The sequence below is a fragment of the Schaalia odontolytica genome, assembly GCF_002847525.1.
GTDB classification, from domain to species: domain Bacteria; phylum Actinomycetota; class Actinomycetes; order Actinomycetales; family Actinomycetaceae; genus Pauljensenia; species Pauljensenia odontolytica_B.
In genome coordinates, this window is record NZ_PKKM01000011.1 from 40,048 (window position 1) to 62,229 (window position 22,182).

Here is a 22,182-nt window from a genome sequence, read left to right on the forward strand (position 1 = left end):
CATCGGGGCGCGCTAGCGACGCTTTTCCGCCTTGGCGAGCTCGATGTAGCGCGCGACTTCCGTATCCAGATCATCTTCATCGTCTGCTTCTTCATGATCGGGCGCGGAGTCGTCCTGTCCGTATCGCTCGATCAGAAGACGTTCACGGTAGAGGTGGTCGGCGGTCACACCGATGGTACGGATGAGGGACGCGTTGAGGACCATGCCGACGATGATGCCGATAAGCGGCAGGATCTGCGCCATCTTCATGCCGACGAGACGAGCTCCGAGGGCCGCGAATAAGGAGTTCACAGACGCGGTCAGCGCGTTGTTCCCGACGCTCTCCATCGATCCGCGTTTGGTGAGCTTGCGCACCACCTTGTTGAATATACGCATCGAGGTCTCCTTCTCGACGGCATGGTCATCAGCCGAGCTTCGCGGGGCGATCGCCTGGGATAAAACCATCGCGGAGAAGAGCTTTTCCGTCGGTTCCCTCGTGTCATACCCGTAGTACGCAGCCGTGTGTGACACAAGGCGCGCAGAGGAGATCAGGAACGTCGCGATATCAAGCCCGATCGCCGCTGCAATCACGCCGATACCGGGTGCCGAAGCGATGCCTAGACCGAGGATGGCCGCGACCGCCCCTCCCGTCGCGAATACGCTGCTCACCGCTCCTTCCGTCGCGGTAACGGCGGCATATCCAACCTTCAGGTGGGGCCTGACCAATTGGATCTCTGCCAGGTTCAGGTTTCGGATGTCCTCAAGACACTCCACGTCGTTACCGGCCCTGCGATGCGCCTTCACAATTCGTTCGCGTCGAACCGAGGATTCGGCGGCTAATGTCGCCTTCTCGACAAGCCCCAGGACAGCCGATGAGATCCAGCCTGCAATCGCAGCCCCGCCGGGGATTTTGCCCACGAGGCCAACCACTTTTTTCACAGGGGTGAGCACGTACGAGCGGATGCGCTGTGTGATAACTCGAGGGCTGCGCGGGTTGACCTGGGCGGCCTTCCATTCCTGGATTACATCCCACTGCGCGCGATCGTCGTCGGTCATGCGCTGACGAATATCGTCGCGCGTGCTGTGGTCTTCCTCCGGCTGATCCGTCATACCTCAAGCCTACCCGACCGAGATAAAGCGGCCCACAGCCTCGAGCGAGCGGGACGGCCGCTCTCCTACGGGCGGCTCTCGCCCTCAGCGAGTTCGACGTAACGCGCGACGTCGATGCTCAGCTCCTGAGACCCGGTCGACGGTACGAGGTCCGTCGACGCGCCGCTCGCATGAACGTGGCCGTAGCGCTCCGCCAGGAAACGCTCCCGGTACAGATGGTCGGCCGTTTCCCCGATGGTGCGCATGAGCGCGGCGTTCAGGCCTGCGCTCACCACGATTCCGGCGACAGGGACGATCTGCGCGAGCTTGCGGGTGGCCAGGCGAACACCCATCGCCGAAAACAGCGATTTCATGGCGCTGACGATAGCGCTTCCTCCCAGCATTTCGACGGATCCCTGACGAGCCAGATCCTGCATCACCTTGTTGAAAGCGAGCATGGTCGCCTGCTTTTCAACGATGAAATCGCGCCCCGCTCCGGCGGGATCGATCGCTTGGGAGAGAACCATCGTGGAGAAGAGTCGCTCGGTGGGGTCCTCTGAGTCGTAGCCGTAATAGGCGGCCGTGTGGGCGACGAGGCGCGTGGCCGCGGCGAGGAAGGTCGTCACATCGACGGCCATTGCCGAGGCCGTGACCCCCACGCCCGGCGCCGATGCCACGCCCATACCGAGAACGGCGGCGACGGATCCACCGGAAGCAAAGACACCGCTGACGGCTCCCTCAGCGGCTGCCGTGCCCGAATATGCGAGAATCAGGCGCGGTTTCACCGCGAGCACCTGATCCAGGGGCAGCGCGCGGATATCCTGCAGCGTATTCACGTCGTGCCCGGCGGCGCGGTAGGCCTTGAGGATGCGCTTGCGCCTCACCGATGCCTCGGAGGCGGAAGCCGCCAATTCAACGAGCCCGAGGGCGGCGGAGGACACGGTCCGGGTCAGCGCTTCACCGCCGGGGACTTTGCGCGCGATGGAGACTGCTTTGCTCACGGGCACCAGTGCGGCGGACTTCATCTTCTCGGTGATGGCGTGGGGACGCTTATAGCTGAGCTGAGCGGCCTTCCATCGTTGGATCTCGTCCCACTGGGCTGCGTCGGCCTCACTCATGCGCGCACGCAGGTCATCGTTCATGCGGTGCTCGTTCATACCGATCTGGTCCATCCTGTCAGCCTACACAGTGAGCGTTCCTTTAGGAGCCTCGGCGCCTGCACCTACCCTGTTATGCTTGTGACCTGGCAGTCACATTCGGCATCGTTTGGAGGAGATTCCGTGGATTCTCGCTCGTCGCTTATCGACCAGATTAATCTCTTGCACGAGGAGAAGGAACACCAAAAGATCATCGCGCTCATCGAGGGGCAGCCTCCCTCGGCGATGGACTACGAGCTGACGAGCCTGCTGGCGCGCGCCTACATCAACTACGCGCAGCCCTATATGGATTCTTTCCGCGATCACATTAAGCACGCCATCGAACTACTGCGCAGTGTCGAGGCTGAAGGCATGGCGGATCCACGCTGGTACTACCGCATCGGCACGGCCCTGTACTGGCAGGACCAGGAGGAGAGCGCCCTGACGTACCTGGAGCAGTGCCTCGCCATGGATCCGTCTAACGAGGACGCGCCGGAAATCATCGCCGAGTGCAAGGCTGCCATTCAGCGCCGCACGGTCGTGCGCCCCCTCGAGGTGCAAAGACTCATCGATTACTTCGATCGCAACGACTTTAACTACAGGGTGGAAGACCAGAGCCTGCACATGGGCATCGGTCGCGGCTACTTCATCTTCTCGATCGCGAATGAGGGTACGGACCTGAGCATGTGGGCCGCGATCCCGGAGGACGTGTCGATGGAGCTGCGCCAGCGCCTCATCCAGGCGTGCAATGACTGGAACGGAGCCACCACGTGGCCGAAGGTCTACGTGGCGTCGTTGGACGACGGCCGTCAGCGCTTGTGCGCCGAGCAGTTCGTGACTGCCCGTTACGGCCTGACGGACGCGCAGGTCTCGACCAGCATCGAGCGTTTCGTCGCCTCGGCTGAGGCCTTCTTCAAGGATCAGATCGAACGCATCCCCGCCCTGGGCGGCACCCAGGAGTAGGGCACGTACTTCAACGTTCCCCGGCCTCGTCACCATGGACGAGGCCGGGGCTTGTTATGCGCTCAGGCGCGCGGCACGTAGACGCTGAGGCCGCCGTCGCTGACCACACCGGTGAGCGTTCCGTCGTCCGCGACGCGCACGGACGGGTGGCCGCCGATAACGCACTCCCATTCCTGGCCCGCGTGACGCTGGCCCACGTAGAGGGTTTTCTCGGCGCCCATTCGGTCGGAGAGGATGACGGCGCAGCCGGAGCCGGGGATCTCGTCCTTGCCTTCGCGGGCGAAGCCGACCACGTCGGGATCGTCGAAGGCGTTGTGCTGCGGGCCGACAGCCGCTCGGGACCGGATCCCCATGAGGATCGGCAGCTCGCGCACGGCAGGCAGGTCGTCAGACTCGGGGGAACCCAGGAGGTCACCCCAGAACACGCAGGGAACCCCGGCCTCGTTGAAGAGGATGAGGGCGTAGGCAGCCGCCTTGAACCAGGGGGCGACCGTGGAGGCCAGGGACTGTCCTGGCTGCGTGTCGTGATTTTCGACGAAGGTGACGGACTTGTCGGGGCGGGAGGCCGTCAGCGTGTTCTCCCACAGGCGAGCAAGATCCACGTTGCCGTCCGAAACCGAAGCCTGGTGGAGGTGGTAGTGCAGGGGGACGTCGAAGAGCATGACGTTGGAGACTCGCGCCAGGTAGTCCTCGAGTTCACGCACGTCGCCGCTCCAGTACTCGCCGACGGCGGGCAGGCGGCGCCCCGTCGAGGCACGCAGGTCTTCGAGCCAGCGGGCGTAGAAGTCGGAGCCCACGTGCTTGACGGCGTCCAGGCGCAGACCATCCACTCCGGTCGTCTCGACGTACCACTTGCCCCAGCGGTCCAGCTCCTCGCTGACGCGGGGGTCGGTGACGTGCACGTCGCAGCCCATCAGGTAGTCGAAGTTGCCGAACTCGGTGTCGACGGACTCGTTCCACTGCTTACCGTCGAAGAGCCACAGGCCGCTGCGCTTCGTGGCCTCGTCCCAGTCGATGCCATGGAAGCACGTCCAGTCCCACGTGAAGTCCGAGTACACGCCCGCGCGCCCCGGGAACGTGAAGCGCGTCCACGCCTCGATCGTCTCGGGCTCCCCGATCGCCTCATGACGGTTATGGGGATTGATCGGAGTGGCTCGCACGGTCTCAGACGCGTCGGCGCCCATGCGGTGGTTGAGGACGATGTCGGCGCACACGGCGATTCCCGCCTCGTGCAGAGCCTCGATGGCTGCCAGGTACTCGTCCTTCGTCCCGTACTTCGTGGGCACGGAGCCCCTCTGGTCGAACTCGCCCAGGTCGTAGAGGTCGTAGACGCCGTAGCCGACGTCGTTGATACCCGCGTGGCCCTTGTAGGCGGGCGGCAGCCAGATGATGGTGACGCCCAGGTCCACGATCTCTTGGGCATGCTCGGCGAGGTAGCGCCAGTGGCTGGCGTCCGGGACCATGTCCCAGGCGAAGGCCTGCAGGATCAGGGGACCCGCCTCCGTCAGGGACGAGGCCAGGGCCGTTTCAGTCGTCTCACTCACCCGCATATCGTGGCAGGTTTTCCCTCCCCCGGGCGCGTGAGGAGGGCAAACAGTGGCGGGGTATACACGGTAACGAGGCCGGGGCTGGGTACCGCTGATGCGCGCGATCCCGGCCCGGGCCTCGTCGGTGATGTCGTTACTTGCGGCGCCCGAGACGCCCCTTCAGGCCCCCGGAGAGGCTGGAGGCGCCGTCGGCGATGCCCGAGGCCGCGCTCTTTGCGCCGACCATCACGACCTTCGCTTTGCCGCGCAGGCCCTTCTTGATAGTCGTCCCTGTCTCAGGTGTCTGTCCCTGCCTGGTCGCGCCGAGGCGATGCCGATCCCACTCGTCGGCATCGACGCCGGGAGGCGGGATCTCGCGCAGGTGCCCCTTGAGGAGAGCGGATTGGGACTGGAGCGCCATGAAAGTCAGGCCGCTCGACACGAATCCTCCGATGACGGGGACGATCTTCGAGAATCCCTTGGCGGCGGTGCTCTTCGTGATGTTGATGCCGATGAGACGCAGGCTGTGCTTGACGACCGGATACCAGGTGATGCTCATGAGGGCGCGTTTGGTCGCGTGGTTCTGGTAGGCGGTCTTCGCGGCAACGCGCGTGAACGCCGTCAGGGACTGGGCGGCACCGCCGACTCCCAGCATGACGCCGAAAAACACGGCGAGCACGCCGATTGTGTCGTCGTCGGCATCACGGTCGTTCGGGAGGAGCTCGCCCCAGCCGTACAGGTAGGCGAGCTTTTGCATGATCCTCAGGGCGTGCGCGTAATACTGCATCAGGTCCGCGGGGATCGTTCCGAGCATCGCAAATCCACCGGGGATACCCGCGACGAAGGAGATGGCCGCCGACTTGTTCGTCTCGTAGGAGATTGCGTCCTCGGCGAGCCTGTCGATCTCGGTCAGGGCAACTCCGGCGAGCAGCGGATTCGAGTCGATCGCGCGCGCAATTGCGTCCTCATCCATGCGGAGTTTGCGCAGTTCCTGACGCAGGAACTCATCGCGGTTGACGCGCACGCCGGGCACGCGCACGACCTTCGCCAGGAAGTCGAGCGCTCGCTGTTCCACCTCGGGTTGCTGCCCCGAAGCATCGCCGATCGCTTCGCCATGTCGGGCACGGCCGTTCGTCGTGTCGGGCATCGGATTCCTCCTCGTCTGACGACGCGCTGACAGCGCGCGGGTGATCCCCACTTTAGCGGGTTCCTGCTCCCCTCAGCCCGGGATTGACGAGGCCGGGGCTAGGCCACGCTGTCACGCATCCCCCGCCCCGGCCTCGTGACCGACGACCGTTACTTGCGCCGGCCGAAGATGCCCTTGACACCATCCGCAATGCCGGAGGCCGCGGTCATCGCACCATCGGCGATGCCGGTAGCCGCAGTCTTTGCGCCACTCGCGACGGCCTTGGTCGTGCTCTCGAACACCTGCTGGGCGTTGTCCAGCACGCCCGACTCCTGATCGTCGGGAGTCGCGTCGCTGACAGCCTGCTTCCAGACTTCGGCATCCACTCCGGGAGCCGGCAGCTCACGCAGGTGATTCTTGAGGCGGTGGGACTGGGACTGGAGCGACACGAAGGTCATGCCACCTGACAGGAAGCCACCGACCAGGGGGATAACCTTGGAGGCACCCGAAGCGACCCCATCCTTGGTTACCTTGATCCCGATGTACTTCAGGGTTTGTTTCATGACCGGATACCACGAGGTCTTCGTGAGAGCCTGCTTTGCAAACTGCTTCTGGAATGCAGGCATGGCAACCGAACGCGCAAACGTCGTCAGCGACTGGGCCGCGCCGCCCACTCCGAGCATGACTCCAAAGAACAGAGCAAGGAGACCAATCGTCTCGTCATCAACCTCGTCCATATCGCTGAGAAGATCCCTCCACCCGTAGAGGTAGGCGAGCTTCTGCATGATTCTCAACGCATGCACGTAGTACTGCATCAAATCAGCTGGGATCGTGCCCGCCATCAGGAGGCCGCCGGGGATACCAGCCGCGAAGGACATCGCCGCTGACTTGTTTGTCTCGAAGGAGATGATGCCGTCGGCGAGCTTGTCGAGATCAGTCAGGGAGACGCCAGCGAGCACAGGGTTCGAGTCGACGGCGCGCGCGATCGCGTCGTCACTCATGTGGAGTTTGCGCAGCTCCTGACGGAGGAACTCGTCGCGGGTGATGCGTACGCCGCGGATGCGCACAACCTTCTTGAGGAACTCGATCGCGTATTTTTCGGCGTCCACATTCTGTTCTGTGATCTTCTCTTTCAGATCTTCGACACCTTCTGCCGTTTCGTGTGTCGACTCAGATTCACCACTCGTGTCGAAGACGAATTCTCGACCATCTTCTTCGAGTTCCCCGTTGACGCCGAGTTCGTCGAGGTTGTCGCTCATCTTGTTCCTTTACACAGCGTTGTCGCCTCACCACGAGGTCTGGATACGCGACAACTATAGCCTAGTTGTCCTTCGTGATGGCGCTCATGACACACCGTCATTTTGCTCGGGTGCGAGGAGGTGCGGAACGGACATACTCTGGTCGCATGTGGATCCTCACCGCCGCTCTGTCAGCCCTGTTCGCGGGGTTGACCGCCGTCCTGGCGAAGGCGGGCGTCGCATCGACGAGTTCGACGGTTGCGACGGCGCTGCGCACGGTTGTCGTGGCCGCGGGGGCGTGGGGTATGGCCGCGCTGACGGGAACGGCTTCCGGCACCGCGTCTATCGACGGGACTTCTGCGCTGTTCCTGGTGTTGTCCGGGTTGGCGACGGGGGCCTCGTGGCTGTGCTACTTCGCGGCGCTGTCTCGAGGGGACGTGTCCCGCGTGGCGCCGATCGACAAGCTGTCGACGGTCCTGGCGATCATCCTCGCGCTCATTCTGCTGGGCGAGCCGGTGAGCGTGGGGGTGCGGCCGGGATTGTCGCGATCACGGCGGGGACGCTCCTGATGGTGGAACCCTCTGAGTTAGCGGGTCTTCCTCGAGCGCTGCGCGGAGGCGGGAGCTGGCTGGCGTTCGCGCTTGCGTCCGCTCTGTTTGCGGCGCTGACGTCGATCCTCGGGAAGGTCGGCATTTCGGGTGTGGATCCGACGCTGGGGACGGCGGTGCGCACGCTGGTGGTGCTGGCGATGGCGTGGGTGATCGTGGGCGTGCAGGGTCGCCTGGGCGAGGTGCGGTCGATTCCTGGCCGCGAGCTGGCGTTTATCGTCGCGTCGGGCGCTGCGACGTGCGCGTCGTGGCTGGCGTACTATCACGCGCTGAAGGATGGTCCCGCCTCGGTCGTGGTGCCCATCGATACGCTGTCGATCCTCGTGACCGTCGCCGTGTCGGCCGTGGCGTTTCACGAGCGTTTCACACCGCGCTACCTGCTCGGCTTGGCCCTCATGTGCGCGGGGACGGCGGCCATGGTGGTCGCATAGGTGTTTGTGCGGGCCACGTTTAGTGTCCTTGGCTTTCTTCCCAGGTGTCGGTGTTGCTGATGAGGAGGTGGTTGAGGCGGAATGGGCCCGTTGTTTCTTTTGTTGTGACGAGGCCGTTGATGGTTTGGGTCTCTCCGGTGAAGGGGTTGGTTGCCGTTCCTGCCCAGGTGGTGGTCAGTGTGATGGTGCGCGTGGCGTTGGGGTAGGGGCCATCGAACCTGGATCGCCATCCGTTTGGTGGTGTGTAGTAGTGGCGGATGAGGGTGGGGTCGGTGTTGGGCTTCATGCCTTTGTGCCAGGGCACACCCGGCGAGGTCGTGGTCAGGTCTGGAGTGTCGTCTCCCCAGCTCCACGTGTAGGACGTGGCCCTGAGGGTGATGGTGATGTCGTGGCCCAGCAGGTTGATGACGTGGGTCTGCGTGGGGTGGGTGGCGGCCACGAGCGTGGGGATGTGCTTGTTCGTGTAGGACACATCGGCGGGGCGCTTGTGCAGGCCAGCACCATCGGCGTGAATGGTCGTGGCCGCGTAGTACAGAATCTCGCGCGTTGTCGGTGTCCATCCAGCGTCGCCGCTCTTGGGGAACATAGGACGACACGAATACAGTGCAGTGCTGCCATCTGCCTCAACGGCCGTGTGTCCTTGGCCATCACAATTCAAACCCGCCATGGACGTCACCGCCTCAGGACTCACCACGGCGGAATTCGATAGACGAATCGTGTCATCCACATTGTTAAATTGAGATGCAGGGGGAGCTTCTGCAGGAGCAGCCTGATGTCCCCATTTTTCGTCAGCGCTTACTTTTATACCGTCATTCCCATCTGCTTCTACCATCTGGTCCCAGTCATGGGAAGTCTCATCCCAGTCATTTGCCGCTGCAGCAGACACCTGGCTCCAAACAACACAGATAGCTACAAGAAACACGGGTATTGAACGGCGACCAATACGTCTAGAGCTCATCGGCTTCTGCCCTTCCCTGCGTTTCAACCCAGCGGTTCTCTTGCCATGTCATAAACAGGGAAATCGTGGATTGGTATTCCTCATTACGTACTGCGATTCGCGTGCCGGAGCACTTCGTTCCATCAACAGCAGTAACGCTAACCTTGACGCCAATTGTGTTAGGCGGGACATCGGAACCGTTGGCAGGCACGGGTTCCAGGAGAAGAACATGATCGACAGTGAGTGACTTTCCATAGACCCAGCCATTGGAATAATCATTGTTAATCTTGTTCATCAACGAGTGAGCGAACCCACTCATATCATCCGAGAGTGCCGCAAGAGCAGCGGTATCTCCCGTATTCCAGGAGTAAGTCGCAACAGCCAGGTAGTGTTCTGCAGCGGCCTCTGCTCCTCGTTCTGTGTTTTCCTTAGCCGCCTCTGGGAGCTCCGGTTTGGTGTAGGTGTCTGCCGCGAACTCGGCGGGGCGCACGAGCACGCCGTCGGGTCCGATCTCGTAGCCGCCAGACATGGCGGGTTCGCTCGACACTGTGGGGGCGGGCGTGGGCTGCACTGTGGGGCCTGTGGCCGCGACGGTGGGTGTCTCACCCCAGGCATGCCACCAGCCTCCGGCGACACCGTTGACATAGACGGCGAAGAAACCGCCAATCACCAGCCCCACAACGGCGATGCGGATACCCCAATCAACAGCACCAACACGCATCCAGGAACCAACGCGGGTACCCGCGCCCCGGGAGTGTGTGCGGCTGGCGGGCAGCTCACGGTCGAGCGTGTGGCACGACGTTGAGCCGAGGGAGGAGGTGTTTTCTTCCTCAGCAACAGATCCATCGGACAGGGGTGAGTTCTCCATGGTGTGCCCTCCACGGTGAGATGAGTGGTGGTCCGCCCCCGCCGTTGGGGGCGGACCCTTCCCTGTCAGGGTACGCGCAGAACCGACACGAAACACTAAGAATGCTGCGCAACCATCACGCAAATCCTCCCACCCACATTCCCGTAACCGCACGAATGTGCAGACCTGAGCCCCGGCCTCGTCGTGACGAATATTCTCGTGACCTCGTAATCACTATTTACCACCCGCCGGTGACACACCTCACTTAACAAGGTCACAGCGTTTTTCAATCAACAGGATCCGACAAACCACGGAAGAATGGTCGCGGGGAGCGATACCAGGGCGACCGGTGAGGCACACAGACCGGTCGCGGTGTCTACGATGACACGTCACTGACCTGTTGCTTGAGCCGCGCATCACCCAGCGGCCCCCCACCTTCGTTTCAATGAAAGAGGCTCACATGAGCGACAACAACGAGAACGTTGACCAGGAAAAGACCCCCGAGGGTCCCCTCCAGACCGACCACGGCACGACCACCATCGAGGAAAACGTCGTCGCTAAGATCGCCGGCATGGCCGCCCGCCAGGTGCCCGGCGTGTACGGCATGGGCAACGCCGTGCGCCGCGCCTTCAGCGCCGTAACTGACCGCATCACCACCACCCAGACCAACGTCACCGGCGGCATCACCGTACACAAGGGCGAAACCCAGACCGCCATTGATGTCACTGTCGTCGTCGAGTACGGCTACTCCATCATCAACGTCTGCAACGACATTCGCAGCAACATCATCGACCAGATCGAAGGAACCACCGGCCTGGAGGTCGTCGAGGTCAACATCGACGTCACCGACGTCCACCTGCCCGAGGAGGAAACAAACACCTCCGACTCAACCGATCTGAAGTAGTCGACCTCGACGCCTGGATCTGAGGAATTCTCATGAAGACAACGCACCTGGCTCTCCTGGTGGGCCTGTTCATGGGAGCCGTTCTCGCGTTCGGTTCCTTCGCCAGCTTCGTCCTCGTTGCCCTGTGCGGCGTCGTCGGATGGGTAGTGGGCCTCTATCTGGAGGGCCGGGTCGATGTCCAACGTATCCTCGATTGGCGAAAGAGGTGACGAGCGTGGCCGCGCCTGACTCCGCAGTCACGCAGTCGAAGCCGTCGCGCGAGAAGGAATCCTCCTTGACGCAGCGCGGCACCACGACTATTCCGGCCAATGTCGTCGCCCGAATCGCCGCTCAAGCCGCGTTTGAATTTGCCGCCGTCGGCTCGAACGCAGGTGGAGTCCTCGGGATTGGCTCCCGCCGAAACTTCGGGTCTCGGCCCGAGGCCACATGCCAACTCTATGGGCAGCGCGCGATCCTCCATCTGGACCTCGGCCTCGTCTTCCCCACCCCCTTGTCCTCCACTATCGAGGACCTGCGCGCGCACGTGAGCGGTCGCGTCGAAAAGCTGTGTGGGGTACGCGTCGCCAAGATGTCCATCGACATTTCGTGGCTCAACCCAAGCAATCATGTCAGGAGGAGCCTGAGATGAGAGTACCCGTACCGGCACTCGTTTATCGCCCGACCCGGAGCTCATCTGCCACCGTCTTAGCATTGCTGCTCCTCATCGTCGGAGGACTCAGCACATGGCTGACGGGATACCGCCTTCTCACTGGGGCCTGGCCGCAGCGCGCCGTCGCCACGCTCGACGCGGTCGGCACGGTGTCCTTCAGCTCCATCGCAGCACTTATTGCTGCCGGAATCGCAGCCGTATGCGGCCTGTTGATGCTTGTCGCAGCACTGTGGCCTGGCCACCCCAAGCACGTCGCTTTTCTTCCCGACGATATCCCCGGGCAGACAGCACTTCACCGTTCTGACCTGGCGATCCTCGTGAAGAGGCACGTCGAACAGCTCGCCACGATTCGGTCCGCTTCCGCCACGGTGCGCAGGTCACGAGTCGAGGTTGTCGTCTTCAGCGACGCGGATGACTTAGACGCCGTGCGCGAAGCCGCGTCCAAGAAGACCGACGAGGCCCTGGAGATTTTCAACCCCGAGGGCATCACCCATAGCCGCATCCGCACCAAGCGTGTGAGCTGAAAGAAAGCCGATTATGCGTTCAGTTTCTGCCGCTCTCAACAGGGTTCTCCTGGCGTTCTTCGGACTGCTTATCGTCTGCGCGTCCGCTTGGTTCCTCGCGTCCAGCCTCGACATCGGCCACTCGGTACCCAGCATCGCTGCTTACCTTGCAGCGGCGCAGGACGAGATCGGAGCATTACTCTCACCCCGGGCCCACTGGCTTCTACCGCTCGGCGTTCTGATGTCTGTCATCACCTTCATGGTCGGCTTGTTCCTGCTTCTCATGCAGGTGCCACGCAGGCCTGCGAATTCTCCGCTCAGGCTCAGCGGCTCCGATGGCGATCTGCTGGCTACTCTCTCCCCCGATGTCCTGTCGCAAGCCCTCTCCGAGCGCGTTCAGGACCTTCCCGGTGTCGAGCGCTGTACCGTCTTCGTTACCGGTTCTCCGAGCAAGCTCTGGGTTCAGACGGACACGAGCGTCGCACCAGACTGCGAGGTCGAGTGGATCGTGACCGAGCTCCGGAAGCTATTGAACGAGGACGTGGCTACGTCTCTGGGAACGCCTCCCAAGCAGCTCGACGTTCTCGTACGCCTGGCGCGCTCAGTGAGTTCGACGTCAACATCGAAGGCCGTCACAGGCCAGCCGTCGCCGGCAATCACAGGAACGGGAACAGGCGCATGAGACGTGGGGCAGGGCGGGCGTCGCCTTGCCCCACGTTTGTTGTGGGCAGGGCACCCACATTCGCAAAGCCGGGCCACACTCTCGCGCGACCCGGCCACTGCCTCGTTCAGAAACGATCAGACGTTGAAGCGGAACTCCACGACGTCTCCGTCTTCCATCACGTAGTCCTTGCCTTCCATGCGGACCTTTCCGGCTGCCTTTGCGGCGGCCATGGAGCCGGCCTCGACCAGGTCATCGTAGGAGACGACCTCAGCCTTGATGAAGCCCTTCTCGAAGTCCGTGTGGATGACGCCGGCGGCCTTGGGGGCGGTGTCGCCCTTGTGGATCGTCCAGGCTCGCGCTTCCTTCTCACCGGCGGTGAGGTAGGTCTGCAGGCCGAGGGTGTCAAAGCCGACGCGGGCCAGCTTGTCCAGGCCGGACTCGTCCTGGCCGGATTCGGCGAGCATCTCGCGGGCGTCCTCGTCGTCCAGTTCGACCAGCTCGGCCTCGAACTGGGCGTCCAGGAAGATGGCTTCGGCAGGCGCGACGAGGGCGCGCAGTTCGTCCTTCATCTCCTCGTTGTCCATCTCGGCGGCGTCCATGTTGAACACGAAGATGAAGGGCTTGGAGGTCATGAGCTGGAAGGTGCGCAGCGCGTCCTGGTCCAGCTTGGCCCCCTCGGGGCCGGACAGCAGCTCGCCGCGTTCCAGCAGCTCGAGAGCCTGGCGGGCGGTTTCGAGGACGATCGGCTCGGTCTTCTTGCCGCGCACCTCCTTCTCGAGGCGCGGGATCTGCTTCTCGACGGTCTGCATGTCGGCGAGGATCAGCTCGGTCTTGATGGTCTCGATGTCCGAGGCCGGGTCCACCTTGCCGTCGACATGCACGACGTCGGGGTCGGAGAAGGCGCGCGTGACCTGGCAGATCGCGTCGGCCTCGCGGATGTTGGCGAGGAACTGGTTGCCCAGGCCCTCACCCTCGGAGGCGCCGCGCACGATACCCGCAATGTCCACGAAGGACACGGTGGCGGGCAGGATGCGCTGGGAGCCGAAGATCTCCGCGAGCTTGTTCAGGCGCGGGTCGGGCAGGGGGACGACGCCGACGTTGGGCTCGATGGTCGCGAAGGGGTAGTTCGCGGCGAGCACGGTCGCGCGGGTCAGGGCGTTGAACAGGGTGGACTTGCCGACGTTGGGCAGTCCAGCGATACCGATAGTAAGAGACACGCCCCCATCCTATCGGAGCAGGCCCGGTGGTGTTGCCCTACTTCGTGTGGTTTGGCCCGGCGACGCGGGGCGCGTGGGGGCGCGCGGGCGCCATGCCGGCCTTCTTGAGGTCGGCGCGCAGGTCGCGGGGCAGCGCGAAGGTCGTGGATTCAGTCTCGGTGCGGGCCACCTCGACGGTGGGGAATCCGCGCTCCTGCAGCCATTCGATGACCTCGCGCACGAGGATCTCGGGCACGGACGCGCCGGAGGTGAGGCCCACGGTGCGGGCGCCCTCGAACCAGGATTCCTCGAGCTCGTCGGCCTTGTCGACGCGGTAGGCGGCGCCCGCCCCGGCCTCGAGCGCGACCTCAACGAGGCGCACGGAGTTCGAGGAGTTCGCCGAGCCGACGACGACCATGACGTCGACCTGGGGCGCGATGTGCTTGACCGCGCCCTGGCGGTTCTGGGTGGCGTAGCAGATGTCGTCCGACGGCGGGTCGATGAGCTGCGGGAAGCGCTGGCGCAGGCGGTCGACGGTCTCGCGGGTTTCGTCGACGGAGAGCGTGGTCTGAGAGATCCACACGACGCGCGAGGGGTCGCGCACGACGACGTTATCGACCTCGTCGGGGGTGCCGACGACCTGGATGTGATCGGGGGCCTCGCCGAACGTGCCCTCGACTTCCTCGTGGCCCTGATGTCCCACGAGGATGATGTCGTAGTCTTCCTTCGCGAAGCGCACTGCCTCGCGGTGCACCTTGGTCACAAGCGGGCAAGTCGCGTCGATCGTGGCGAGGTGGCGGGTGGCGGCAGCCTCGTGGACGGCCGGAGAGACGCCGTGCGCAGAGAAGACGACGCGGGCCCCCTCGGGCACCTCGTCGGTCTCCTGGACGAAGATCGCGCCGCGCTTGGTCAGCGACTCGACAACGAACTTGTTGTGGACGATCTCCTTGCGCACGTAGACGGGCGCGCCGTAGAGCTCGAGGGCCTTCTCGACGACGTCGACGGCGCGGTCCACACCGGCGCAGTATCCGCGGGGAGCCGCCAAGAGAATGCGGCCGCTACCCTCACCGTGGGAGGAGGGCAGGGGGGATTCGGCGCTGGCTCGCAGGTCGACGTTTTCATTCATGCGTCCACCCTAGCGCCCACGGCCCGGGGCGTGCGCGCGCTCGTGGCAATCCCACACGCTCCTCATCGACGAGGCCGGGGCTGTCCACAGGCGTACGGTGCGGCAGCGCGGAGGGGACTTTCCTGTGGCATGCTGAGTGGCGTGACATTGCCTCTTTCCCCTGCTGCGCCACCTCCGGGCGGCTCGCCCCAGCCTCGTCCGCCCGCCGCGAAGGCGGCTGATACGACACGGGATAATCCGTGGCCGCTGCGCAGGCTGACGGAGAACATCAAGGTGTACGTGGACCGCATGAGCCCCCTGTGGGTGGAGGGCCAAGTCGTTGAGTACAAGGTACGCCCGGGCGCGAAAATGCACTTCTTGACGCTGCGCGACTTGGACACGGACACGTCGATGACGGTGACCGCGTGGGCGGGCGTCATGGATTCCACGCCCCTGACCGAGGGCGCGCGTGTGGTGACGCGCGTGAAGCCGGTGTTCTGGGAGCGTTCGGGCCGACTCAACCTGCAGGCCGCGGAGATTCACCTGCAGGGCGTGGGCGACCTGCTGGCCCAGATCGAGGCGCTGCGCGCCCGCCTGGCCGCAGAAGGCCTGTTTGCGGACGCCCGCAAGAAGCCGCTGCCGTTCCTGCCGCGCACGATCGGCCTGATCTGTGGCCGCAACGCGAAGGCGAAGGACGATGTGGTCGTCAACGCGTCGGACCGCTGGCCGAGCGCGCGCTTCGAGATCCGTGAGGTCGCCGTGCAGGGCGATCACTGCGTGCCCGAGGTGGGCCGCGCTCTCCTCGAACTGGACGCCATGGACGAGGTCGACGTCATCGTGATCGCGCGCGGTGGCGGCGCGGTCGAAGACCTCCTTCCCTTCTCCGACGAGCGCCTCGTGCGCGCCGTCGCGGACGCCCGCACGCCCATCGTCTCCGCGATCGGCCACGAGGGCGACTCTCCCCTGCTGGACCTGGTCGCCGACTACCGCGCCTCGACCCCCACGGACGCGGCTCGCCGCATCGTCCCAGACCGCGCCCGCGAGCGCGACGGCATCTCCCAGGCGCTGACCCGCATGCGCGGGGCGCTGGGCGCGCGCCTGGCGACGGAGCGTTCGAACCTGACGCTGATCGCGTCGCGCCCGGTGCTCCAGGGCCCGGAGGCGATCGTCGAGGGGCACCGCGTGGCCCTCACGCAGCGGGTCACGGCGATGCGATCGGCGATCGAGCGCCGGCTCGCCTCGGAGCGCCAGCAGCTGACGCGTTCACGCGCGACCCTGACGGCCCTGTCCCCGCAGGCGACGCTGGACCGCGGCTACGCGCTGCTGAAGACCCCGTCGGGGGCGCTCATCACCTCCTCGGCCCAGGTCAAGAAGGGCGACCTCATCGAAGGCATCCTGGCCTCGGGCCGCATGGTCGCCCAGGTCGTCGGCGCCACGAACCCCGCCCCTCCCGAGGACGCGCCCGACACGGGCGCCTGACCCGCAGGCCCCTCCCCGGCCTCGTCCCACGAACCCCAGACTCAAAGGAATACAGACATGACCACGAACGACCAGCTTCCCGATCCCCAGTCCCTCGGCTACGAGGAGGCGCGCGACGAGCTCGTGCGTATCGTCCAGACCCTCGAGGGCGGGCAGGCCCCGCTCGAGGACACTCTCACGATGTGGGAGCGCGGCGAGGCCCTGGCGGCGCGCTGTTCCCAGATCCTGGATGGAGCCCAGGAGCGTCTTTCTGGACGCACCTCCACGCCCTCCCCCGAAGCACGCTAATGTACATTCTGTAGATCCGCTCACACGCAGGTGAGGAGACGCCATGACGGTGCAATCTCAGCCCCACGTGCTCGCGATCGGCGAGGCGCTCATCGATGTCGTCGTCACGTACGAGCAACCCGACTTCCCCTTCGAGATCCCGGGCGGCTCCCCCGCGAACGTCGCCCTGACGTTGGGGCGCCTCGGCCGTCCGGTAGCGCTTGCGACCTGGTTCGGCGCGGATACGCTCGGCCGCCTCATCGACTTCCACATGAACGATTCGGGCGTGTACGTCACCCCGGCCTCGCGTGGCGCCTCGCACACGTCGACGGCCCTGGCGCGCCTCGACGAAAACGGAGCAGCCTCCTACACCTTCGACCTCGAGTGGGCCCCGACTGCCCCGATCGAGGTTCCAGAGACCGCGCAGATCATCGAGGCCGGCTCGATTTCCGCGATCATTGAGCCCGGCGCCTCCGCCGTCCTCGACGCGCTGGCACAGGGTCGCGAGCACGCGCTCGTCTTCTTCGACCCGAACGCGCGCCCCTCGATCATGGGCGAACCCGCGGTCGCACTCGTCTCCCTCGAGCGTTTTATTGCCCTGGCGGACGTCGTCAAGGTCTCAGACGAAGACATCGAGTGGTTGACGGGCGGCGTGCCGATCGACAAGGTCGTGAATCGTTGGCTGGGCATGGGCCCCTCCCTCGTGGTCGTCACGCGCGGCAAGCACGGCAGCGACGTCGCCACAGCCTCGGGCCTGCGCTTCACGAAGACCACGAGCGACGTCAAGGTTGTCGACACGGTCGGCGCGGGTGACTCTTTCATGGGCGGCATGATCGACGCCATGTGGGGCATGGGCCTGCGAGGTGCCGACGCACGCGAGGCACTGCGCACCCTGCCCGAGGAGCAGGTCCGCGCCATCATCGACCGCGCGAGCGCCGTGTCTGACGTGACCGTCTCGCGTAAGGGCGCGAACCCGCCCTGGGCGCACGAGCTCTCCTAAGCACCGCAAACACACAACGAGGCCGGTCCCCACGACGGGGCCGGCCTCGTTCGTCGCACGCGTCGGCGCGCTCGACGTGCGCTTACTTGCCCATGCGACGCTCGCGCTGCGCGTAGGAGCGCAGGGCGCGCAGGAAGTCGACGCGGCGAAAGTCCGGCCAGTAGACCTCGCAGAAGTAGTACTCGGAGTGCACGGACTGCCACAGCATGAAGCCCGACAGGCGCTGCTCGCCCGACGTTCGGATAACGAGGTCGGGGTCGGGCTGGTCCTTCGTGTACAGGTGAGCGGTGATGTCGGCGTCGGTGAAGGAGTCGGCGAGCTCGTCGAGGGTACGTCCCTGGGCCGACGCCTCGCGCATCATGGAGCGCACGGCCTCGGTGATCTCGTGTCGGCCGCCGTAGCCGACCGCGATATTGACGGTCATTCCCTGCACGTCGGCGGTGCGCGCGACGGACGCACGCAGGTCATCGGACACCTTCTCGGGCAGCAGGGACAGGTCGCCAACCACGGCCAGCTTCCAGCGCCCCTGATCCGCCAGGAGGGAAACGGCCTCGCAGATGATGCGCAGCAGCTCGCCCAGCTCGCCGGCATCGCGCGAGAGATTATCGGTGGACAGGAGCCACAGCGTCACGATCGACACACCCGCATCGTCGGACCACTGGAGGAACTCGCTGATCTTCCCGGCGCCAGCGCGGTGTCCCTGCGAGGCGGTCGCGCCCAGGGACTTCGCCCAGCGGCGGTTACCATCCAGGATCACGCCAATGTGTGCGGGCACGGCGGCATCAGACAGCTCGGCTTTGAGGCGACGCTCATACATGTCGTAGAGCATGTTCCACTGGGCCATGATGTCCCTCCTGCTACTGTCGCACCCTGCGGCGCGGCGTACTCTTATGACATTAAGGGTATCGCGCCGTAGGACGGCAGGGAAACACAAGTACTCTCGGAGTGCGAGAACACGCCTATCGCAACAAGTTACGGCGTAGTAACCTACGGACTCGTAAGAAATGTTGACAGGTTGACAGGGGGAACAGATGAAGATCGCATCGCTCACGCCCAAGGAATGGTTCTCGGGCCAGCTCGTGCAGATCAAGCCCAAGCTGCGCGGCTGGCTGCACCTGGGCGCCGCCCCGCTGTCCCTGGCCGCGTCCATCGTCCTCGTCTGCCTGGCACCCACGACTCCGACAAAGATCGGATCCGCCGTCTACCTGGCGTGTTCCCTCATCCTCTTCGGGGTCTCGGCCGCCTACCACCGCTTCTACTGGGCCCCGCGCTGGGAAATCATGTGGAAGCGCCTCGACCACTCCAACATCTTCCTGCTCATTGCGGGCACCTACACGCCGATCACAATCGCGCTCCTGGACCGCTTTGACGCCACCGTTCTCCTGTCAGTCGTCTGGGGCGGAGCAGTTGTCGGTATCCTCCTTAACCTCTTCTGGCCCACCGCACCACGCTGGCTGACTACCCTCGTCTACGTCGCGCTCGGATGGGTCGCGGTCTGGTACCTACCCCAGCTGTGGGCGGGCGGTGGCCCCATCGTCGTGTGGCTGATCGTCGCCGGAGGCGTCCTGTACACGCTCGGCGCGGTCGTCTACGGCACCAAGAAGCCCGACCCCTCCCCCACCTGGTTCGGCTTCCACGAGATCTTCCACGCCTTCACTGTCGCCGCGTGGGCCTGCCACTGCGTCGCCGTCTACCTGGCGGTCCTGAATTCCTGACGCGCCGCCCGGCTAGGCTGCGCTCATGGCCAGGCGCAATGTTGCTACACTCAACACCATGCGCGCCGGCACCCGTGTGTCGGCGCTCGATTACTGACACGTCATTGGAGGAACCATGGCTGACACACAGTGGCTCACGCAGGCCCAGTACGACCTGCTTGCAAACGAGCTGAAAGAGCGCGTCGAGGTCAAGCGCGTCGAGATCGCGCGCCTCATTGATGCAGCCCGCCAGGAAGGCGACCTGCGCGAGAACGGCGGCTACCACGCCGCGCGCAACGAGCAGTCCATGAACGAAACCCGCATCCAGGCCCTCCAGGAAATGCTGGAGCATGCACAGGTCGGAGAGACCCCTGCCGACGACGGCATCGTCGAGCCCGGCATGGTCGTCACCGCCCTGGTTGCGGGCCGCGAGCAGAAGTTCCTGCTGGGTTCGCGCGACGCCGGCGGTGACCTGGGCATTCAGGTCTTCTCCGCTCAGGCTCCCCTGGGTGCCGCCGTCATGGGCCACAAGGCCGGCGACAAGCTCTCCTTCGAGGCCCCCACCGGCCGCATGATCGACGTCGAGATCCTCGACGCCAAGCCTTTCGAAGGCTGAGTCCACAGTCGGCGAGGCCCACGCGACCTCGCCCCTCGATCAACGCGAAGCGGGTCCCACCGACCGGTGGGACCCGCTTCTTGCGTATGCGGCTAAGGAAGCCTTAGGCCTCCTCGTCGGGTGTCGGAGGCTCCCCCGGCTTCTGCTTCTCATCAGCCGATGCTTCCTCCCGGTCGGCGTCCCCCTCCGACTCGACGCGGGCCTCGACGTGAAGATCCACGGACGCAACAACCTCGTCCTCGTTCGACTCCTCACGAGCCACGTAGGGACGCGTGTCGGGCTTACCGGCGTAGGAGGCTGCGATCTCCTCCTCAAGGGCGCCGGGAGGACCACCCGGGCGATCCGACGCGGTCGCGAGCTCGGGCAAGGGGTCGTAGCCATGCAGGTACATGACGGTCGCGTTGATGAACGCCGCAATCGGCACCGAGAAGACCGCACCAGCGATGCCAGCGATCGCGGAACCCGCGGTGATGACGAGCATGACGGCGACGGGGTGCAGGGACACCGCGTTCGACATCATGAAGGGCTGCAGAATATTGGATTCAACCTGCTGGACGACCAGGATGATCACCAGCATGATGATGGCCTTCGTCAGGCCGCCGTTCACGGCCGCCACCAGCACCGCGATGACACCCGATGTCAGGGCACCCAGAATCGGCACGAACGCGGCGAAGAATGTGATGACGCCGATCGGAATAGCCAGGGGTACGCCCAGGAAGAAGGCTCCCAGCGCGATGCCGATCGCGTCGATGGCCGCCACCTGGATCTGCGTACGGACATAGGAGCCGAAGGTCGCCCAGCCGCGGATTGCGCTCTCATGAACGGGGACACGAGCGGGCGCGGGAAGCAGACGCACGCACCACAGCCAGATCGAGCGGCCCTCTTTCAGGAAGAAGAACAGACAGAAGAGCATCGTCAGGCCGGACGTGGCCAGCGTGCCCACTGACGAGGTGATACTGAGAGCCCCAGTCGCCAGCGTCTCCTTGTTGGTGTTGAGCCAGCTGACCAACTCGGAACGCAGCTGCTCGGCCGCGGCGGTCAGAACGGTCGTGTCGATCTTGAGGGGGCCGTTCTGCAGGAACTCATTGTGCAGGATCGCATCGAGCAGGGCACGGAAACCCTCGGCGGCCTGCGTGGCCAACTGCGGGACCTGCTGGATGAGTTCGGCGGCGGCCTGGCTGAGCGCACCGGCGACAGCCGCAAAGAAGACGAGCAGGCCGACGGTCGCAGCCAGAGACGAAGGGAAGTGCAGGCGCCTGCGCATCCATGACACGAGGGGTTCGAGGAGGACCGTCACCGTCAGCGCAATCGCAACCGGCATGATGACGATCGTCAGGCGCGCAATGCCCCACAGCACCGCCATGACCAGGCCAGCGACGACCAGAGTGCGCCACGAGAACGCCGCAGCCACGCGCAGGGTGCGCGGGACGGCCACGGCGACATCGCGCTCGTCTTCGTGCTCCTCGCGTACCGACACCATGACGGGTGCGGGCGTCGGTTCATCAGTGTGCTTCGTGGGCAGCGCCGCAGAAAGCCTGCCCATGAGGTCGGATAGTTTCCAGCGCGGCTGTTCCTGAGTATCGGCCACGGTCCCTCCTTTTCATTCTTCCCTAAGCATACCCGCCCACTCCCCCATTTCCGTCCGCGCACCGCGCCATGTACGCACACGAAGCGCATACTGTCAGATATGAGAAATATCTTCACGCTCGCGCAGACGGATGTTCATCCCACAACGCACGCGGTCCTTGGTTCGAACATGAGGGCCGAGGCCGGGACAGGCCAGGAGGTCATCTACCTGGCCGCTGGGTGTTTCTGGGGCGTCGAGAAGGCCCTGTGGAATACGCCCGGCGTCGTCACCACGGCGACGGGCTACATGGGCGGGCATTCGCCCAACCCGACGTACGAGCAGGTGTGCTCACATTCGACGGGTCACGCGGAGACCGTGCGCGTCGTCTTCGATACCGCGCTCACCAGCGCTGCTGACCTGGTTCGGCTCTTCTTTGAGATCCACGATCCCACGCAGGTGGGCGGCCAGGGCAACGACATCGGCGACCAGTACCGCTCTGCGATCTGGACGACCACTGAGAGCCAACTGCACGACGCGACGGCTCTGCGAGCGGCCTACCAGGAGGTGCTCACCGAACGGGGATTCGGCCCGATCCAGACCGACATTTCTGCCGCACCCGACGGGGACTCCACCGCGCGCTTCTGGTACGCGGAGGACT

The 22,182-nt window shown here is 64.6% G+C and carries 23 protein-coding genes and 1 pseudogene; 13 read left to right on the forward strand and 11 right to left on the reverse strand.

Translation table 11 applies throughout. The annotated features are described in order from the left end of the window. Positions 1–12: 12 nt before the first annotated feature. Entirely contained in the window at positions 13–1,089 is a 1,077-nt protein-coding gene (locus CYJ22_RS08115; RefSeq protein WP_101602253.1) for an EcsC family protein, read from the reverse strand. Positions 1,090–1,154: 65 nt separating this feature from the next. Beyond that, complete coding sequence (locus CYJ22_RS08120; RefSeq protein ID WP_243390482.1) at positions 1,155–2,240, reverse strand: EcsC family protein; 1,086 nt, start codon at positions 2,238–2,240, stop codon at positions 1,155–1,157. A gap of 108 nt (positions 2,241–2,348) precedes the next feature. Here CYJ22_RS08120 and CYJ22_RS08125 point away from each other — a divergent pair, with 108 nt between their 5' ends. Next, positions 2,349–3,167, forward strand: a complete 819-nt coding sequence (locus CYJ22_RS08125) for a YbjN domain-containing protein (protein ID WP_009054521.1) — start codon at positions 2,349–2,351, stop codon at positions 3,165–3,167. Between the two features lie 62 nt (positions 3,168–3,229). On the opposite strand, the gene CYJ22_RS08130 is transcribed toward CYJ22_RS08125, so the two are convergent. From CYJ22_RS08130 to CYJ22_RS08140, 3 genes are all read right to left on the reverse strand, one after another. Beyond that, positions 3,230–4,717, reverse strand: coding sequence for an alpha-amylase (locus CYJ22_RS08130; RefSeq protein ID WP_101602254.1), 1,488 nt, complete (start codon positions 4,715–4,717; stop codon positions 3,230–3,232). 130 nt (positions 4,718–4,847) lie between these two features. Beyond that, complete coding sequence (locus CYJ22_RS08135; RefSeq protein WP_101602255.1) at positions 4,848–5,840, reverse strand: hypothetical protein; 993 nt, start codon at positions 5,838–5,840, stop codon at positions 4,848–4,850. Between the two features lie 149 nt (positions 5,841–5,989). After that, positions 5,990–7,078, reverse strand: coding sequence for a hypothetical protein (locus CYJ22_RS08140; protein WP_101602256.1), 1,089 nt, complete (start codon positions 7,076–7,078; stop codon positions 5,990–5,992). Between the two features lie 146 nt (positions 7,079–7,224). On the opposite strand from CYJ22_RS08140, the pseudogene CYJ22_RS08145 reads away from it, so the two are divergent. Next, a pseudogene (locus tag CYJ22_RS08145) lies at positions 7,225–8,096 on the forward strand (EamA family transporter). Between the two features lie 19 nt (positions 8,097–8,115). On the opposite strand, the gene CYJ22_RS08150 reads toward CYJ22_RS08145, so the two are convergent. After that, positions 8,116–8,682 (reverse strand): hypothetical protein, encoded by a 567-nt coding sequence (locus tag CYJ22_RS08150; protein ID WP_101602257.1) that lies wholly within the window; start codon positions 8,680–8,682, stop codon positions 8,116–8,118. Between the two features lie 361 nt (positions 8,683–9,043). Further along, positions 9,044–9,901, reverse strand: coding sequence for a DUF6318 family protein (locus CYJ22_RS08155; protein ID WP_101602258.1), 858 nt, complete (start codon positions 9,899–9,901; stop codon positions 9,044–9,046). A 439-nt stretch (positions 9,902–10,340) separates the two neighbouring features. Between CYJ22_RS08155 and CYJ22_RS08160 the strand changes: the two genes are divergently transcribed. The 5 genes from CYJ22_RS08160 to CYJ22_RS08175 are packed head-to-tail and all read left to right on the forward strand — an operon-like array spanning position 10,341 to position 12,618. Then, positions 10,341–10,784, forward strand: coding sequence for an Asp23/Gls24 family envelope stress response protein (locus tag CYJ22_RS08160; protein WP_101602259.1), 444 nt, complete (start codon positions 10,341–10,343; stop codon positions 10,782–10,784). A 32-nt stretch (positions 10,785–10,816) separates the two neighbouring features. Continuing rightward, the gene (locus CYJ22_RS10195) at positions 10,817–10,993 is read left to right on the forward strand and encodes a hypothetical protein (RefSeq protein WP_009057414.1); all 177 of its coding nucleotides are present in this window, start codon (positions 10,817–10,819) and stop codon (positions 10,991–10,993) included. 5 nt (positions 10,994–10,998) lie between these two features. Beyond that, positions 10,999–11,412 (forward strand): hypothetical protein, encoded by a 414-nt coding sequence (locus CYJ22_RS08165; protein WP_101602295.1) that lies wholly within the window; start codon positions 10,999–11,001, stop codon positions 11,410–11,412. Next, the gene (locus CYJ22_RS08170; RefSeq protein ID WP_101602260.1) at positions 11,409–11,957 is read left to right on the forward strand and encodes a DUF6286 domain-containing protein; all 549 of its coding nucleotides are present in this window, start codon (positions 11,409–11,411) and stop codon (positions 11,955–11,957) included. The genes CYJ22_RS08165 and CYJ22_RS08170 overlap by 4 nt, the downstream gene beginning before the upstream one ends. 13 nt (positions 11,958–11,970) lie before the next feature. Further along, the gene (locus tag CYJ22_RS08175) at positions 11,971–12,618 is read left to right on the forward strand and encodes a hypothetical protein (RefSeq protein WP_101602261.1); all 648 of its coding nucleotides are present in this window, start codon (positions 11,971–11,973) and stop codon (positions 12,616–12,618) included. Positions 12,619–12,734: 116 nt separating this feature from the next. On the opposite strand, the gene ychF is transcribed toward CYJ22_RS08175, so the two are convergent. Beyond that, entirely contained in the window at positions 12,735–13,817 is a 1,083-nt protein-coding gene (gene ychF / locus CYJ22_RS08180) for a redox-regulated ATPase YchF (protein ID WP_009054517.1), read from the reverse strand. 37 nt (positions 13,818–13,854) lie between these two features. Further along, the gene (locus tag CYJ22_RS08185; RefSeq protein ID WP_101602262.1) at positions 13,855–14,922 is read right to left on the reverse strand and encodes a 4-hydroxy-3-methylbut-2-enyl diphosphate reductase; all 1,068 of its coding nucleotides are present in this window, start codon (positions 14,920–14,922) and stop codon (positions 13,855–13,857) included. Between the two features lie 129 nt (positions 14,923–15,051). Here CYJ22_RS08185 and xseA point away from each other — a divergent pair, with 129 nt between their 5' ends. Genes xseA through CYJ22_RS08200 form a run of 3 tightly spaced genes read left to right on the forward strand, consistent with a single transcriptional unit; the run spans position 15,052 to position 17,647 of the window. Then, entirely contained in the window at positions 15,052–16,380 is a 1,329-nt protein-coding gene (gene xseA / locus CYJ22_RS08190) for an exodeoxyribonuclease VII large subunit (protein ID WP_243390483.1), read from the forward strand. A 57-nt stretch (positions 16,381–16,437) separates the two neighbouring features. Next, positions 16,438–16,668: an exodeoxyribonuclease VII small subunit gene (locus CYJ22_RS08195; protein ID WP_009054534.1), complete on the forward strand. Its 231-nt coding sequence runs from the start codon at positions 16,438–16,440 to the stop codon at positions 16,666–16,668. Positions 16,669–16,711: 43 nt separating this feature from the next. Then, positions 16,712–17,647 carry a carbohydrate kinase family protein gene (locus tag CYJ22_RS08200; protein ID WP_101602263.1) on the forward strand — a complete coding sequence of 312 codons (936 nt, stop codon included), beginning with the start codon at positions 16,712–16,714 and terminating at the stop codon, positions 17,645–17,647. Positions 17,648–17,729: 82 nt separating this feature from the next. On the opposite strand, the gene CYJ22_RS08205 is transcribed toward CYJ22_RS08200, so the two are convergent. Further along, entirely contained in the window at positions 17,730–18,491 is a 762-nt protein-coding gene (locus CYJ22_RS08205; protein WP_101602264.1) for an isoprenyl transferase, read from the reverse strand. A 187-nt stretch (positions 18,492–18,678) separates the two neighbouring features. On the opposite strand from CYJ22_RS08205, the gene trhA reads away from it, so the two are divergent. After that, complete coding sequence (trhA, locus tag CYJ22_RS08210; protein ID WP_009054548.1) at positions 18,679–19,362, forward strand: PAQR family membrane homeostasis protein TrhA; 684 nt, start codon at positions 18,679–18,681, stop codon at positions 19,360–19,362. Between the two features lie 115 nt (positions 19,363–19,477). Further along, entirely contained in the window at positions 19,478–19,957 is a 480-nt protein-coding gene (gene greA, locus CYJ22_RS08215) for a transcription elongation factor GreA (protein ID WP_101602265.1), read from the forward strand. A 103-nt stretch (positions 19,958–20,060) separates the two neighbouring features. Here the strand turns inward: greA and CYJ22_RS08220 are convergent, their stop codons facing one another. Then, on the reverse strand, positions 20,061–21,545 hold the full coding sequence (locus CYJ22_RS08220) for an AI-2E family transporter (protein ID WP_101602266.1): 1,485 nt from the start codon (positions 21,543–21,545) through the stop codon (positions 20,061–20,063). 99 nt (positions 21,546–21,644) lie between these two features. On the opposite strand from CYJ22_RS08220, the gene msrA reads away from it, so the two are divergent. Continuing rightward, positions 21,645–22,182, forward strand: a 538-nt coding sequence (msrA, locus tag CYJ22_RS08225) for a peptide-methionine (S)-S-oxide reductase MsrA (protein WP_101602267.1), incomplete at its 3' end; no start/stop codon positions are given.